Here is a 14,898-nt window from a genome sequence, read left to right on the forward strand (position 1 = left end):
CACGCCACGTTGCATTCAGTTGGGGCCCTCTGTTGGGGGTTGACAGGTGCTCTAAGATCTTCAAGCATGGCGAAAAAATCCTCCTTTGTTCACCTGCACAACCACACGGAATATTCAATGTTGGACGGCATGGCAAAGGTGGACCTGCTGGCTGAGGAAGTTTCCCGGCAGGGCATGCCCGCGGTGGGCATGACGGACCACGGCAACATGTACGGCTCGGACGCCTTCTATCACGCAATGAAGGCCGCCGGTGTGAAACCGATCATCGGCATTGAGGCCTACATTTCACCCGGCTCCCGCTTCAACATGGATCGCGTCCGGTGGGGCGAACCCCACCAAAAGGCGGACGACGTCTCCGCATCCGGTGCCTACCTGCACCAAACTATGCTCGCGGAAAATGCCACTGGCCTGCGCAACCTCTTCAAGCTCTCCTCCTACGCCTCCTACGAGGGCCAGTTGGGCAAATGGCCGCGCATGGACGCGGAGCTCATCGCGGAGCACGCCACCGGCATCATCGCCACCACAGGCTGCCCTTCCGGCGACGTGCAAACCCGCCTGCGCCTGGGCCAGTTCAACGAGGCTCTGGAGGCCGCCGCGATGTGGCAGGACATCTACGGCAAAGACAACTACTTCCTCGAGCTCATGGACCACGGTCTGGAGATCGAGAACCGCGTGCGCTCCGAATTGCTGGAGATTGGTCGCAAGCTGGACCTTCCGCCGCTCGTGACCAATGACTGCCACTACGTCCTGGAATCCCAAGCCCAGGACCATGAGGCAATGCTGTGCGTGCAGACAGGCAAGACGCTCCACGATCCGGATCGCTTCAAATTTGACGGCACCGGCTACTACATCAAGACCGCCGAGCAGATGCGTGAGCTGTGGGACAGCACCGTTCCCGACGGCTGCGACAACACCCTCTGGGTAGCCGAGCGTGTGCAGGACTACTCCGAGGTGTGGGCGGAGCACCCCCACGACAGAATGCCGGTTGCCGACGTCCCCGAGGGCCACACACCTACGTCCTGGCTGCGCCACCAGGTGATGGAGGGCCTCCAGGAGCGTTTCGGCTCCGCGCCCGTGCCCCAGGAGTACATTGATCGCGCGGAGTTTGAGATCAATGTGATCGACATGAAGGGCTACCCTTCCTACTTCCTCATCGTCGCAGAGATCATCAAGCACGCCCGTTCCATCGGCATCCGCGTAGGCCCCGGCCGTGGCTCGGCTGCTGGTGCCCTGGTGGCCTACGCGCTGACCATCACCAACATCGACCCCATTGAGCACGGCCTCCTGTTTGAGAGGTTCCTGAACCCAGAGCGCCCTAGTGCCCCGGATATCGATATTGACTTTGACGATCGCCGCCGTGGCGAGATGATTCGCTACGCCTCAGAACGTTGGGGCGAAGACAAGGTTGCGCAGGTGATCACCTTCGGTACGGTGAAAACCAAGCAGGCGTTGAAAGACTCCGCGCGCGTGCAGTTCGGCCAAGAGGGCTTCCAAATGGCGGACCGCATCACCAAGGTGCTTCCCCCTGCGATCATGGCCAAGGACATTCCGCTTTCCGGCATCACCGATCCTGAGCACCCGCGCTACAGCGAGGCGGGGGAGGTGCGCTCGCTGATCGAGACGGACCCCGACGTCCGCAGCATCTACGAGACCGCGCGCGGTTTGGAAGGTGTGGTGCGCCAGGCCGGCGTGCACGCTTGCGCGGTGATCATGGCCTCCGAGCCGCTCATGGATTGCATCCCCATGTGGAAGCGCGCTAACGACGGCGCCATCATCACTGGCTGGCCGTATCCCGCCTGTGAGGCCATTGGTCTGCTGAAGATGGACTTCCTTGGCTTGCGCAACCTCACGGTGATTGGCGACGCCCTGGAGAACATCAAGATCAACCGCGGCGAAGACGTAGACCTTGAGGCCTTGGACACAGACAACCGCGCTGTGTACGAGCTGCTGTCCCGCGGTGAAACCTTGGGCGTGTTCCAGCTTGACTCCGGTGGCATGCAGGAGCTGCTCAAACGCATGCAGCCCACTGGGTTCAATGACATCGTGGCGTCTCTGGCGCTGTACCGCCCAGGCCCGATGGGTGTGAACGCCCACTGGGACTACGCCGATCGTAAGAACGGTCGTAAGCCAATTGAGCCGATTCACCCCGAGTTGGAAGAGCCGCTGCAGGAAATCCTGGCAGAGACCTACGGCCTGATCGTGTACCAAGAGCAGATCATGGAGATCTCCCGCAAGCTGGCCAACTACACCGCCGGTGAGGCCGATGGTTTCCGTAAAGCCATGGGTAAGAAGAAGCCGGAAGTGTTGGCCAAGGAGTACAAGAAGTTCTCCGAGGGCATGTTCTCCAACGGGTACTCCAAGGAGGCGGTGGATGCGCTGTGGGGCACCATCGAGCCCTTCGCCTCCTACGCGTTCAATAAGTCCCACGCCGCCGGTTACGGCCTGGTGTCCTATTGGACCGCCTACCTGAAGGCCAACTACACCGCTGAGTACATGGCGGCGCTGTTGACATCGGTGAGTGACAAGAAGGACAAGTCTGCCATTTACCTCTCCGATTGCCGCCACCTTGGCATCTCCGTGCTCTCCCCGGATGTGAACGAGTCCGCGTTCAACTTCCTGCCGGTGGGCGAGGACATCCGTTTTGGCCTGGGTGCGGTGCGCAACGTGGGTGAGGACGTAGTGGCGTCGATCGTGAAGACCCGCGAAGAAAAGGGAACGTTCCGGGACTTCTCCGACTACCTGGACAAGATTGAGACCACTGCCTGCAATAAGCGAGTGACGGAATCACTCATCAAGGCGGGTGCCTTCGATTCCCTCGGCCACCCGCGCAAGGGCCTGTTCCTGGTCCACGAGGAGGCCGTGGATTCGGTGATTTCCACCAAGAAGGCCGCGGATAAGGGGCAGTTTGACCTCTTTGCCTCCCTAGGCGAGGCCGGCGCTGAAGTTGAAAACGTCTTTGCAGTGCAGGTTCCGGATCAAGAGTGGGAGCCCAAGCAGAAGCTGGCCCTGGAGCGCGAAATGCTCGGTTTGTATGTTTCGGCGCACCCCCTGGACGGTTTCGAGCACGCCCTGGAGGCGCAAACGGACACCCCACTCACCAAGATCCTGTCCGGCGAGCTGCGCCATGAGGCCGAGGTAAAGATCGGCGGCATTATTTCCAGCGTGGATCGTCGGTACTCCAAGCGAGACGGCTCCCCGTGGGCAATCGTGACCATCGAAGATCACCACGGTGCGCAGGTGGAGCTGCTGGTGTTTAACAAGATTTATTCCATCGTTGCGCCGCAGATCGTGGAAGACAACATCATCTTGGCCAAGGCGCACATCTCTATCCGAGATGACCGCATGAGCGTGTTCTGTGACGACCTCCGCGTTGCCGACCTCGGCCCCGGCAACGGCGCAGGCCTCCCGCTGCGGCTGACCATGCGCACTGACCAGTGCACCCCGGACAACATCAAGCGGCTCAAAGACGTGCTGCTGGCCAACCCCGGCGACTCAGACGTGTACCTAAACATCGTTCAGGGCGAGGAATCCTCCCTCATGGTCCTGGGCGAGCACCTCCGGGTGAACCGCACTGGCAGCCTGATGGGCGATCTCAAAGCCACCATGGGCGCGGGGATTCTCGGCTAGGTCTGAAGCTCCAGGCCCAGCACTCGCGCGGCGTTGGACCGCAGGATCTTGGCCTTCACCTCCTCGGAAAGGCCAGCGCTGCGGATGTACTCAAAGGCCCGGACGTACTTTTCTTCCTGGAAGTAGGGAAAGTCGCTACCGGCCATGACCTGCTCCGGGCCGTAGGTAGCCACCGCCGCGAGCAGCGCGGGTTCGTGGAAGTTGGCGGCGTCGAACACCATGCCGCGCAGCGCCTGCATCGGCGAGGCAGGGAACGCATCCCAATCCTCAAAATTGTCCTCCAAACGCCGCGCCAGAAAAGCCAGGTCACCGCCCAAATGCGCGACGTGGAACGTAATCTTGGGATAGCGCAGGTTGATCCCGGCTTTGAGGAGATGCAGCACCGCTGTGGCATCCTCCACCGGCGCACCATTGACCCAGTGCAGGTGGTGCTCGGTGATCGGCGCCGCGCACAGCCCCTGGCCCGTCGGATGAATGTTCACCACCGCAGACTGTTGATTCAGCGCCTCCCACACCGGCTCAAGCTCCTCCCCAAACAAGGACCCGCCCCCAGGCAGCAAGGTAGGCACACTGAACCCAAGAAAACCTTGTGCCTGTTCGATGATGTGTACCGACGCCCCCACGTGCGGCAGCGGCAGGGCAGCGTAGGGGAGGAAGCGCCCAGGGTGCGCGGCGGCGATTTCCAGGTAGTGCTCATTGATGGCCTCGGCAAGGTGCGTGGCCTTGGCGCCGTCTGCGACATGGGGTCCCTGTGGGGTAACGGCAATGACCTGTGCCTCCACTCCAGCACGGTCCATCCATTCAAGGCGCTTCTCAATGTCCGAGGCAGTGGTGTCTGCATGCAGTCCGCGTGCAATCGCGGTGCTGTCCGGGCTCACGCCCGCCCGCTCCAGTTCATCCAGGTACCACGTGGGGTAGAAGTGCGCGTGGGTGTCAATTGCGTTCATTGCTTTTCCGCTGTTCCCTTTCCTATTGCTGTTCCCGTACCTGCCCCGCCCAAGCCAGGGCAGCGGCGACCACGGACATCACGATTCCCATGGCTCCGAGGGTAATAATTTCTGCGGCCACAGTTGTGGTCACCGCGGCGACGATCGCACTGGAAAGCGCCATGCCGATCGCCCTCATGAGTGCGTTCACGGCCTGCGCCGAGCCCGCTTCCTCCCGGGGAGCGAACTGCACGATCACCATTGGCATCGCTGCGTAGGAAATGCCGACGCCCACCGCCACCACCGTTGCCGCCAGGATCACCCACGCGGGGCTGATGTACACAGCCACCCGCATGAGGTAGCCGAGCAAGGTCACCAACGCGCCGACAGCAAGTAGCCGCACCGGGCCAATCTTCCTGGCCAGCCCAGTGCTGAGTGGGGCAACCACAAACATCGCGGCGGCACTCGGGAGCATCGCCAGGCCGGCCGCGCTGGCGCCCCAGGCGAAGCCGCGTTCATCCACCGGGTTCTGCAGCTCCAGGGTGGTGAGCAGCAGGTTCGTGAACATGAGTGTGCCTAGCAGCACGGAGGCGATGTTGGTGAACAAGATCGGGCGAATCCGCGCGGTCTGCAAGTCCACCAGCGGCGAGGCGCTGCGCAGCTCCGTGCGGCCCCACCACAGGAACAGCAGCACACCCGCCAAGCTCAGGCCGAGGACCAATGGATGCCCCCAACCCCACGAGGATCCCTGGGAGAGCACCACCAACACGGCGGTCAGCCCGGCACTCAGCAGTGTGGCGCCGCGGTAGTCAAAGTTGACATCTGGCTTTAGCTCCGTACCCTGCGGCACGGCCAACCACAGCGCAACGGTGGCCAAGCCGGAAAGCAGCGCCGCCACCACGAACATCGACTTCCACCCGAACGCCGCCATCAGCACCCCACCAATAGGGATCCCGAGCCCGCCACCAATACCTAGCGTTGTGCTGAGTAGCGCCAACGCGCCGGGAATCTTCGGTCCCGGCAGGCTGAGCCGCATCTGTGCCATCGCCACCGGCACGATCGCGGTTCCCAGTCCCTGCAAGGCGCGGCCGAGGATCAGCGTTGGCACCCCACCAATTGGCGCGATCACCGATCCCACAAACACCAAACCCATGGTGATGATGAGCAGGCGCTTCGGCGAGTACAGGTCCGCTAATCGCCCCACGATTGGGGTTGCCGATGCACCCACCAACAGTGTGGCGGTGACCAGCCAGGACACCGTTGTTGCCGAGGTGCCCAGCAGTTCCGGAAAGCGCGGTATTGCGGGCACCACCAGTGACTGCAAGAGCGTCACCACCAGGCAGGAAAACGCCGCCACCGTGATCAAGACATTGGGTTGTGTGCTTTTCATGCCACGCTAAAGTAGTTCCTGATTGCATGCTTTTCACGAAGTATGCATGGAATCTGCAAATAAACTTCCTTTGTGCACGCTTTCTCCGTAAGGTCCTCGTCCCATGCGCCACTTCCTTTTCGATCCCCTAGACAAGCAGCTCCTCACCTGCGTCCAGCAGAACCCGTTGGCCAGCTTTGGGCAGTGGGCACAGCAACTCGGCGTGAGTGCCAATACGGTTGCACGGCGTTTCCAGCGCATGCAAAGCCACAACATTGTGCACGTGATCGGGCGCACCGCACCAAACTTTGGCGGGCAGCACACCTGGCTCATCCGGTTCCGTGGCTTCCCTGGCGTCCATGGTGGTCCGGAGCAAACGGTGTCCATCGTCCCGCAGCTCGTGGACATGCTGGAAACCCGGTGGGTGCGAGTGTCCAGGGACCGAACCGAGGTGTTTTGCGGCGTCGTGGGCGATGAGCAAACCCTGGGCCAGGTGCTGGCCGCCGCGCCTGACCTGCTCATCACTACCCATCAACTCCTGCACTTGTGGGGCGGCGGGCGCAGCCCTGCTCGGGACGTTGCTTTGGACACCGAAGACGAGCACCTCCTCCACCTCCTCGCGGAAAACGGCCGGTTCAGTAACGTCACGCTGGCCAAACATCTGGGCGTTGACGCGGCCACGGTATCCCGGCGCCGGAAGCGGCTCGAGGAGGCGGGCATCCTGTATTACGAGGCGGTAGTGTCCCCGAACGCATTCTCCAGCGGTCACGACGTCCACCTGTGGCTGAACGTCGCACCCGGCTGCGTTGAGGCCCTCGGCCAACATTTACGCAGTGCCCCGGAAGTCGGGTTTGTGGCTGGAATCACGGGCAGCACGGCCATCGTTGCTAACGTCACCATGTTCGGCGATGATGAAGGTCTGAGCCTTATCCGATTTGTGGACTCCCTTTCCAACCTGGGCGTTTTTGGAGTCGAAATAATCCCGATGGGTGCCACGTTGAAAGGCTACGTACCTACCCGCTGATCCCATTGCAAAGGAGCCGAGATGATTAACCCGGCAATCATTTCCCAAGGCCCAGGTGAGCCTTTTCAGGAAGTAGACCTGGAGGTTCCGGAGCTTGGTTCGCACGACCTGCTGGTCGAAGTTCAAGCGGTTTCCATGAACCCCATTGACACCAAGCGCCGCCGCCTTGCCGCCCCTGGATCCGTGTTGGGTTGGGACGCTGTGGGCGTCGTTCGCGCTCTTGGGTCTGAGGCTGCGGCTGAGGGTTTTGCGCCGGGGCAGGAGGTGTTCTACGCGGGGCAGGTGGACCGTCCGGGAAGCAACCAGCGTTTCCATGCCGTTGATGCGCGGATCGTGGGGCCGAAGCCGCAGAGCCTCAGCGTGGAGGAAGCCGCCGCGATGCCGCTGACAAGCCTCACCGCCTGGGAGTCTCTGTTTAGCAAGCTGAAACTGCAAGCTGATTCCACTGGCACGCTGGTTGTGGTGGGTGCCGCGGGCGGCGTGGGTTCCGTTCTGGTGCAGCTCGCCAAGCGGCTCACGCAGGTCACCGTGGTCGCTCTCGCCTCCCGGAAGGAAAGCGCGGCCTGGCTGCGCGAGCTCGGCGCTGATCACGTGGTGAATTACAAGGACGAGGACTATGTGCAGCAGGTGAAGAACCTTGCGCCCGAGGGGGTCGATTACATCTTCAGCAGCCGGACCCCTGGGCGTCAGGAGTTTTTCCTGGAAGTCCTGCGGCCTTTCGGGGAGATCGTGTGCATCGATGAGGCCGATGGCATTGACCTCAATGCCTTCAAGGCCAAGGCGATTACCTGGCATTGGGAGTCGATGTTTTCCCGTCCCGTCGGTGGCTGGGACGTGGCCTACCAGGGCGAAGTGTTGCGCAAGGTGGCTGCGATGCTGGATTCCGGCGAGCTGCGCCACACCTTGACCAAGGTTGTCCAGCCCATCAACGCTGCAAACATTGGTGCTGCCCATGAGGAAATCGCGAAGGGCCACACCGTGGGCAAGATTGTGATCAGCGGCTGGGAGTAGATTCTTCCGCGGCTGCCAGTGGGAGTAAGCTAGCAAACCATGACAGTGACCGTTCATGCCGCCGACATCCAACTCGCTCAGGCTCGAATTTCTGCGAGCATTTCGCCTACCCCGCTGCAGTTCTGCCCGCGGCTGAGTGAGTTGACCGGCGCTGAGGTGTACCTGAAGCGCGAGGATCTGCAGGACGTGCGCTCCTACAAGATCCGCGGCGCCATGAACGCGATCGCGCAACTCAGCGAGGAACAGCGCGGGGCTGGGATCGTGGCTGCGTCGGCAGGCAATCATGCCCAGGGTGTTGCGTTCGCGTGCCGCACGATGGGCATCAAGGGGCGCATTTATGTGCCTGCGGCGACCCCGAAGCAGAAGCGCGACCGCATCATGGTGCATGGCGGGGACCTGGTTGAGCTGGTGGTCACGGGCGCCAATTTTGACGAGGCGGCCGAGGCCGCTCGTGCGTATGCTGCCGAGACCGGCGCGACCATGGTGGAGCCCTTTGACAATCGGAACACGGTGATTGGGCAGGGCACGGTGGCTGCTGAGGTACTTTCGCAGCTCACGGCGATTGGCAAGTCGATCGATGCCATTGTGGTTCCCGTTGGCGGTGGCGGGCTCATCTCCGGCATCGTGAGTTATTTTGCGGACATGACGCCACGCACGCCGGTGATTGGCGTAGAGCCAGCAGGTGCCCCTTCTTTGGAGGCTGCGCTGGAGGCGAATGAGCCTGTGACCTTGCATAGTGTTGATCCTTTCGTGGACGGTGCCGCGGTGAAGCGCATCGGTGATCTGAATTTCGAGATCATTGAGGCGAACAAGGGACGGATTCACGCGATGACCGTTTCTGAGGGCGCGGTTGCCACGGAGATGATCGACCTCTATCAGAACGAGGGCATCATCGCCGAGCCTGCGGGGGCGCTTTCCGTGGCGGGCCTCAGGGAACTGAATCTCCCTGCAGGTGCCGTGGTGGTATGCATCATTTCCGGAGGCAACAATGACGTGCTGCGGTATGCGGAGATCATGGAGCGATCTCTTGTGCACCGTGGCCTGAAACACTACTTCTTGGTGAATTTCCCTCAGGAACCTGGTCAGCTGAGGACGTTCCTCAACGAGATCTTGGGCCCTGATGATGACATCACGTTGTTCGAGTACCTCAAGCGCAACAACCGGGAAACTGGTACTGCCTTGGTTGGTTTGCAACTTGGGCGTGCCACAGACCTGGATGGGCTGCTTGAACGGATGGAGGCATCGCGCATTGATTGCCGTCGCCTGGAGCCCGGCACCGCAGAGTACAACTTCCTTGTGAGTTAGGGCTAGAAGGGGATAGGCTCCTTTTCCATTTCGGCGAGCCGTTCGGCGTATTCGGCGGCTTCGCGTGCGGCCTGCTGCTTTGCTGCTTCCCTTAATTCCTGGTCCCTCTCCACGAACTTCGCCTTAAGATCCCGGAGTGTGTAGATGCTATTGCGCAGTTCCGGTGCGAGGGGTCCTTCGGGGTGGGTGAACACGATCGTGCCGTCTGGAAGTATCCACTTCACAGCGTAGGTATCCGGCATGATTTCGCAGGAGACGATTCTTCGCGTCTTCATGATGTGGTGTGTTCTGCAGAGGCATTGAGCATTGCTTTCATGCGTTGGCCCTCCCTGGCTGAAGGGAACCACGTGGTCGATGTCCACGCGGGTGGCGCGGCGGCTGCAGCCAGGGAAGCGGCACACACCGTCGCGGCCCTTGATGCGCTCCTTTTGACGATCGGAGAATTCGTAGCTGCTGCGGGCCGGAAGCGGCTCGCCTTCTACTACCTCTTCGGCGCGAGCCAGGAGGTTGCCCAGGTGGCCGGTGGGGTAAGTTTCACCTTCACACTCCACCAGGTCGCCCCTGCCGTTTTCGGTTGGTTTGGGCTCGTAGAGGTGGAGGTGCACTTTGACGTCTGCTTTGTCCAAGCACAGCCGTTCAATGGCTTCTGCTTTGGAGCAGTTGTATTTCTTTGAAATGGCTCCCAGGGTCTTGGCGAGCACCTTACTCCTGGACTTGGAGAGCAAGGCTTCCCAGTGGTCGAGGCCGTTTGGGTCCTCGTTCGAGTGGCAATCCACCTTTTCCGAGTCTTTGCGCATTGGGAATGGGATGGGGTCCAAATCCTGCCGGATGCGGCGGGCAAGGCCGCCAAAGCGTGCTGCGCTAGGCAGGGCTTGGGCTGGGGATTTTGGCTCAAGGAACTTCATGAACTCCTTTTCAAAGGCAGGGTAAAACTCCTCCGGCATGCCTTCAATTGCCTGAATGATTGCCCTCAGGCGCTTGAGATCGAGAACCCATGTCTGCTGCTGAAACGCAAGTATGTTCGGCAGCTTCTGGAGCTCGTGCGCAGCGAAAAGGTTCATGCCTGTGGTGTACTCCGTTTCGCCCGTGCGGGTAGCCATGGTGACCGCGAGTGCACCGAGGTCACAGTCTTCCAGCCCCTTGGACCATTGGAGGTAGGCCTCAAACTGCAGTTTGTTAACGGTTCTTTGCATGGTGGACAAGGGGTCGTCCGAGGCTGCTAGGGCGTAAGCCTTTGCGAGCGGTATGTCTTGGGTTTCCAATGTTCCCCCCTAAGGTAGCTTCTCATTTCGGGTCGACTCCCTCTTGCATCCCCCGAATCTTTGTTCTAATCTTAGCTCATGCACAACGTATTGGGAAGGGGGGTAAAAGAAAATGGCAAAAATTACCCCCGCCCCGCAGATCCAGCCGCCTACTTCTCCAAAACCTCGTAGCCCCAGGCAGGGAGTGCTACCGTGCTGCCTGCAACCTCTACAGAAAGTGGAAGCGGGCTGAAATTACCGACGAACCACGCTCCCGGATGCTCCATGATCAGCCAGGGGGAGTGGGAATCACCGCAGGTTACCCGGAATTCTGGGTACGTCGTTCGCGCGAAGCCGAGGCGCTTGCGCAAGGCGATCAGCCGTTGATACTCGGCAAAAATCGCGTTTCGTTCCGGTTGGAGTTTGGCCGAGGCAAACGTTTCGTATGCTGCGGGATCCGGGGTGTTGGTGGTGTCCCAGCCGTGGTCTGCGAATTCCCGCCTGCGCCCCTCGGAGGTGAGGCGGTTCAGCTCCGGAGATTCATGCGAGCAGAAGAAGGGAAATGGCGTTTTAGCTGCGTATTCTTCCCCCTGGAACAGCATGGGAGTGTAGGGGGAGCAGAGCACGGTGGCGGCTCGCAATTTCAGCAGTGGTTCATCCAGGTATTGGGAGGGCCTATCGCCGAGCGCGCGATTGCCAGTCTGGTCATGGGTGGTGGTGTAGGTGACGCCCTGCCAAGGCTCGATAGCAGAATCAGCCCCGAGCGTGATGGGCCGCCCATGGTGCCTGCGGCGGAAGGTGGAGTAATTTCCGTCAAAGAAGTACATGCCGGCCAGGCTCTTTGCCAAGCCTTGGACGCCCGCCTCCGCATAGTCCAAGTAGTATCCTTGTCGCTCCCCGGAGGTCAGCGCGTGCAGGCTGTGGTGGATGTCGTCAACCCATTGTGCATCGGCTTTTCGCTGCGTCATCACTGCCGGGTCATTGAGGTCAGACTCAACAATCACATAGCGGGTCACCCCGGTTTCCTGCTCAACCTCCGAAGCAACCGCACGGATCTGTTCGATGATCGAGGTGGCGCCGCGGTCATCAAAAGCGTGGATGGCATCCAGGCGCAGGCCGTCAATGCCAAACTCAGAAAACCATTGGTGGCAGGCATCCAAAATGAGGGCGCGAACTTCATCGCTGTGCTCGTTGGACATATTCACCACATCGCCCCACCCGGTGTTGCCCGCCTGGGTGTAGGGGCCAAAAGCCCCGGCATAGTTGCCGTCAGGGCCAAAGTGGTTGAACACCACATCCAGGATGACCGCGATTCCACGTTCGTGGGCGGCCGCTACCAGTGCTTTCAGGCCGCTGGGGCCGCCGTATTCGGCGTGTACCGCCATCCAGTCCACGCCGTCGTATCCCCAGTTTCGTGCGCCTCCAAAAGGATTCACTGGCATCAACTCAATGGCAGTAATCCCAAGGTCGGTGAGGTAATCCAGGCGGTCGATCACCCCTTGGAACGTCCCGGAAGGAGAAAACGTCCCCACATGAAGCTCATAAATGATGTTTCCCGCAAGCGGCGCCCCGCGGTACTCACCCATAGCCACAGGCGTACGGTCAACTACTTCCGAAGGCCCATGGATGCCCTCAGGCTGGAAGCGACTGCGGGGGTCAGGAAAAGGCTTGGTGGTGAGATCGGTGGAGTAGCGGTAGCGTTCGCCCACAACAGGTGCGCGATCGCTTATCCACCAACCACCCTGGCCTGGTTGCAACTCCAGCGGGTCCTCGCCCTCCACATACACATACGCCGAGGTGGCGGCGGGTGACCACACGCTGTAGACCTCGTGGCGCAGTGGGTTTTGGGAAAGTTGGTCTTGCACGGTGGGCAAACTCATAGGTTCCCAGGGTAGCGCGAATTAAGATGGGGCCTCATGTATAGCCGTCCGGAAGCGAACACCGAGTTCTTCATTGAACACGAGATCAAGCGCTCGCGATTCCTCTGCTTCATCACCCAGGCCAGCAGCGAGCAGGACGCACGCAACTTCGTCCAAGCTCTCCGCGGACGATACCCCGACGCACGCCATCACTGCAGCGCGTTCATCATCCACCAAGACGGAGCCAACCCGATGGAGCGTTCCAGCGACGACGGCGAACCCTCCGGCACCGCCGGCCAACCCATGCTCGACGTCCTCCGCGGCAGCGGCCTCCAAGACATCGTTGCGGTGGTCGTGCGCTACTTCGGCGGCACCAAGCTCGGCGCCGGGGGACTGGTGCACGCCTACTCGAACGTGGTCTCCGACTGCCTCACCCAAGTGCGCACCGTCACGCGCCGCAGGCTCAGCCTCTTTGAGCTTTCACTGGGGCATGCCGACGCCGGCAGGATCGAAGCCGAGCTGCGCGCACGCGGCGTAACGGTGCAAGAGGTGACGTACGGCGCGAGGGTGCAGATCACTCTGGCAGTGCCCACGGAGCCGGAGCAAAAGGCGATGCTGCAAGACCTCGTTGCCTCCCTGACTAAAGGCGGTGGCGTACTCAAGGAGGCAGGGCATACATTCGCTATAGGATAGGTGCTATGACTTTGCAGCCACGCCCCCACAATCCAATCGAACTGCGCAAACAAGCAGTGCGCAAATACTCCAAGCGAGCAGTAGGTTCCGTTGCTGTTGGCGTAGTAGGTGGAGCAGCTCTGGCGGTGCTCGCTACCTCCTGGAGCTGGCTAGTGATTGGCCTCGTGATCGCTGTGGTGGGCGGCGGCTACAACTGGTCAAAGGTGCAAAAGATCGTGAACCACCGTGACCAATACTGATTCTCAGGCACCCGTTCGCATCGACGCCTGGGTGTGGGCGGTTCGGTTGATGAAGACCCGCTCTGCAGCCTCGGACGCCTGCAAGGCGGGCCACGTCAAGCTCAACGGGGAGCCGGTGAAACCCTCCCAGCAAGTGGTGCCGGGGGATCGGGTGCGGGTGTGGGTGGACCACCGCGAATACGTGGTGGAAGTTGTCCACACCATCCGCAAACGCGTGGGCGCGGTGATTGCGCGCACCTGCTACGTGGACCATTCGCCGCCACCACCGCCGAAAGAAATCCTGCTCTCGATGCCCAGGCGCGACCGTGGGGCGGGGCGGCCGACCAAAAAAGAACGCCGCGAGCTGGATAAACTCCAAGGCAAGCAGCGTTCTTAGGTTAGATAGAGTTAGATAGAAAAGGTTCCCCAGGATGCCGGTGGGAAGTTGATCCCGAATGGGCGGAAGAAGTCTGCGATGCTCAGTGCCCAGACGTGGATGAAGTCGGCTACCTGAGGGGACAGCTCAACGAGACTTGCGGACAAGTTCATGAAAACACTCCTTAAACAAAGGGGAAGATGTGACCACGAGTCTAACCCAAAAATCAGCTCTAGCCGCGTAGCTGCTGCAAACGCTGGGCAAGGCGATCCGCCCGGAGCTTCGGCCGTTTGCCTGTGTTGCCGGTGCGTTCAATGTGCAGCTCGCGGAAACGGTGAAGCAGGAGATCGTCGATAATGCGCACATGGCCAGGGGTGAACTGGTACTTCAGCGCGCCGGACACCGCGGCAATATCAGCCTCATTGAGGAGCTCGCGGAGCTGGCCGGCGGTGGTGATGCCATTCGCATTGAGAATCTCCTCCAGCCAGCCGTAGTGCTCGCTTCGCGACTGAGGGAAGCGGTTTCCAGTGAGCATCGTGATGACCCCGGGCAAGGTAGCCGCGGTGAGCGTGATGTCCGCACCCGCCGAGCCGAGCTCGGGCACCGCGAGACCCTGGGCAGCGTCGGCAGGCTCATGGACGGCCGCGATCTGGTCGAATTGTTGGTCGGCGAGTTCGATGAGCCCCGCGGCGAGGGTGAAGGCGCGGTCGACTTGGGGATCGAGGGGGCCGCGGCGCTTGTAGCGGATGTCGTGCTCGAATTCTGCCCAGGCGTGCTGGAGGACTGTGCGGATTTGAACCTCGAACTGCAAACCCTGGTAGCTGGCTAGGCTGGGGGTGCGTTCGTCGGCGGCGAGGATGAGGTGGTGCGAGCCGTAGCCGAAGGACCCCGAAATACGGGTTTGGGCGGCTTTGTCCACGCTGCGCAGCACCACAAAGTTGTCCGCGAGAACCTCCTTGACCTGGGGGATTTCCGTGGAATGGAAAGTGGTGATGCGCACGCCGATGATGTCGTGGATGTCCCGCCAGGGGTCGGGATAGGCTAACTCGCCCTGCGCATTACGCTTTTTTGCCTTGGCCTTGAGGGAACTCCAGCTCTTCACGCGGGCGGAAACGCGGTCATAGGTCAGGCCTGCATCCAGCAGCACGTCCTCCATGGCATCGCGAAACTCCGCGGCAGCCCGAGGATGCGCGGTGTTGAAATCGCGGTAGATGTTGTGCAGCGCGGAAAGATTGGTGGCATTGGACAT

General features: G+C 61.1%; 13 protein-coding genes. 7 read left to right on the top strand and 6 right to left on the bottom strand.

What is annotated here, in order from left to right:
- The first annotated feature begins 66 nt into the window (after positions 1 to 66).
- Complete coding sequence (gene dnaE / locus NQ018_RS00765; protein ID WP_257037350.1) at positions 67 to 3,627, top strand: DNA polymerase III subunit alpha; 3,561 nt, start codon at positions 67 to 69, stop codon at positions 3,625 to 3,627.
- On the opposite strand, the gene NQ018_RS00770 is transcribed toward dnaE, so the two are convergent.
- Both NQ018_RS00770 and NQ018_RS00775 read right to left on the bottom strand, forming a co-directional pair.
- Complete coding sequence (locus NQ018_RS00770; RefSeq protein ID WP_257057538.1) at positions 3,624 to 4,574, bottom strand: amidohydrolase family protein; 951 nt, start codon at positions 4,572 to 4,574, stop codon at positions 3,624 to 3,626. The genes dnaE and NQ018_RS00770 overlap by 4 nt on opposite strands.
- Positions 4,575 to 4,596: 22 nt before the next feature.
- Positions 4,597 to 5,943, bottom strand: coding sequence for an MFS transporter (locus NQ018_RS00775; RefSeq protein ID WP_257057540.1), 1,347 nt, complete (start codon positions 5,941 to 5,943; stop codon positions 4,597 to 4,599).
- Between the two features lie 103 nt (positions 5,944 to 6,046).
- On the opposite strand from NQ018_RS00775, the gene NQ018_RS00780 reads away from it, so the two are divergent.
- The 3 genes from NQ018_RS00780 to ilvA are packed head-to-tail and all read left to right on the top strand — an operon-like array spanning position 6,047 to position 9,262.
- Entirely contained in the window at positions 6,047 to 6,946 is a 900-nt protein-coding gene (locus tag NQ018_RS00780) for an Lrp/AsnC family transcriptional regulator (RefSeq protein ID WP_257057543.1), read from the top strand.
- 21 nt (positions 6,947 to 6,967) lie between these two features.
- Entirely contained in the window at positions 6,968 to 7,957 is a 990-nt protein-coding gene (locus NQ018_RS00785) for a zinc-binding alcohol dehydrogenase family protein (RefSeq protein WP_257057545.1), read from the top strand.
- Between the two features lie 39 nt (positions 7,958 to 7,996).
- Positions 7,997 to 9,262 (top strand): threonine ammonia-lyase IlvA, encoded by a 1,266-nt coding sequence (ilvA, locus tag NQ018_RS00790; protein WP_257057547.1) that lies wholly within the window; start codon positions 7,997 to 7,999, stop codon positions 9,260 to 9,262.
- Positions 9,263 to 9,264: 2 nt separating this feature from the next.
- On the opposite strand, the gene NQ018_RS00795 is transcribed toward ilvA, so the two are convergent.
- Positions 9,265 to 10,455, bottom strand: a complete 1,191-nt coding sequence (locus tag NQ018_RS00795) for an HNH endonuclease signature motif containing protein (protein ID WP_257057549.1) — start codon at positions 10,453 to 10,455, stop codon at positions 9,265 to 9,267.
- Positions 10,456 to 10,673: 218 nt separating this feature from the next.
- The gene (gene treZ / locus NQ018_RS00800; protein ID WP_257057551.1) at positions 10,674 to 12,383 is read right to left on the bottom strand and encodes a malto-oligosyltrehalose trehalohydrolase; all 1,710 of its coding nucleotides are present in this window, start codon (positions 12,381 to 12,383) and stop codon (positions 10,674 to 10,676) included.
- A 36-nt stretch (positions 12,384 to 12,419) separates the two neighbouring features.
- On the opposite strand from treZ, the gene NQ018_RS00805 reads away from it, so the two are divergent.
- Genes NQ018_RS00805 through NQ018_RS00815 form a run of 3 tightly spaced genes read left to right on the top strand, consistent with a single transcriptional unit; the run spans position 12,420 to position 13,670 of the window.
- Positions 12,420 to 13,055 (top strand): YigZ family protein, encoded by a 636-nt coding sequence (locus NQ018_RS00805; protein ID WP_257057553.1) that lies wholly within the window; start codon positions 12,420 to 12,422, stop codon positions 13,053 to 13,055.
- A 5-nt stretch (positions 13,056 to 13,060) separates the two neighbouring features.
- Entirely contained in the window at positions 13,061 to 13,294 is a 234-nt protein-coding gene (locus NQ018_RS00810) for a hypothetical protein (protein WP_257037337.1), read from the top strand.
- Complete coding sequence (locus NQ018_RS00815) at positions 13,281 to 13,670, top strand: RNA-binding S4 domain-containing protein (RefSeq protein ID WP_257057556.1); 390 nt, start codon at positions 13,281 to 13,283, stop codon at positions 13,668 to 13,670. Before NQ018_RS00810 ends, NQ018_RS00815 begins: the two co-directional genes overlap by 14 nt.
- An 11-nt stretch (positions 13,671 to 13,681) precedes the next feature.
- Here the strand turns inward: NQ018_RS00815 and NQ018_RS00820 are convergent, their stop codons facing one another.
- Positions 13,682 to 13,822, bottom strand: coding sequence for a hypothetical protein (locus NQ018_RS00820; protein ID WP_257052769.1), 141 nt, complete (start codon positions 13,820 to 13,822; stop codon positions 13,682 to 13,684).
- A 59-nt stretch (positions 13,823 to 13,881) separates the two neighbouring features.
- On the bottom strand, positions 13,882 to 14,898 hold the full coding sequence (locus tag NQ018_RS00825) for a GTP pyrophosphokinase (protein ID WP_257057559.1): 1,017 nt from the start codon (positions 14,896 to 14,898) through the stop codon (positions 13,882 to 13,884).

Origin of the sequence: Corynebacterium kozikiae, assembly GCF_024580965.1 — a bacterium.
Lineage (GTDB): Bacteria > Actinomycetota > Actinomycetes > Mycobacteriales > Mycobacteriaceae > Corynebacterium > Corynebacterium kozikiae.

Excerpts from the sequence above, each read along its gene's own strand:
- dnaE (WP_257037350.1), top strand. The coding sequence starts at position 67 with ATGGCGAAAAAATCCTCCTTTGTTCACCTGCACAACCACACGGAATAT.
- NQ018_RS00770 (WP_257057538.1), bottom strand. The coding sequence starts at position 4,574 with ATGAACGCAATTGACACCCACGCGCACTTCTACCCCACGTGGTACCTG.
- NQ018_RS00775 (WP_257057540.1), bottom strand. The coding sequence starts at position 5,943 with ATGAAAAGCACACAACCCAATGTCTTGATCACGGTGGCGGCGTTTTCC.
- NQ018_RS00780 (WP_257057543.1), top strand. The coding sequence starts at position 6,047 with ATGCGCCACTTCCTTTTCGATCCCCTAGACAAGCAGCTCCTCACCTGC.
- NQ018_RS00785 (WP_257057545.1), top strand. The coding sequence starts at position 6,968 with ATGATTAACCCGGCAATCATTTCCCAAGGCCCAGGTGAGCCTTTTCAG.
- ilvA (WP_257057547.1), top strand. The coding sequence starts at position 7,997 with ATGACAGTGACCGTTCATGCCGCCGACATCCAACTCGCTCAGGCTCGA.
- NQ018_RS00795 (WP_257057549.1), bottom strand. The coding sequence starts at position 10,455 with ATGCAAAGAACCGTTAACAAACTGCAGTTTGAGGCCTACCTCCAATGG.
- treZ (WP_257057551.1), bottom strand. The coding sequence starts at position 12,383 with ATGAGTTTGCCCACCGTGCAAGACCAACTTTCCCAAAACCCACTGCGC.
- NQ018_RS00805 (WP_257057553.1), top strand. The coding sequence starts at position 12,420 with ATGTATAGCCGTCCGGAAGCGAACACCGAGTTCTTCATTGAACACGAG.
- NQ018_RS00810 (WP_257037337.1), top strand. The coding sequence starts at position 13,061 with ATGACTTTGCAGCCACGCCCCCACAATCCAATCGAACTGCGCAAACAA.
- NQ018_RS00820 (WP_257052769.1), bottom strand. The coding sequence starts at position 13,822 with ATGAACTTGTCCGCAAGTCTCGTTGAGCTGTCCCCTCAGGTAGCCGAC.
- NQ018_RS00825 (WP_257057559.1), bottom strand. The coding sequence starts at position 14,898 with ATGTCCAATGCCACCAATCTTTCCGCGCTGCACAACATCTACCGCGAT.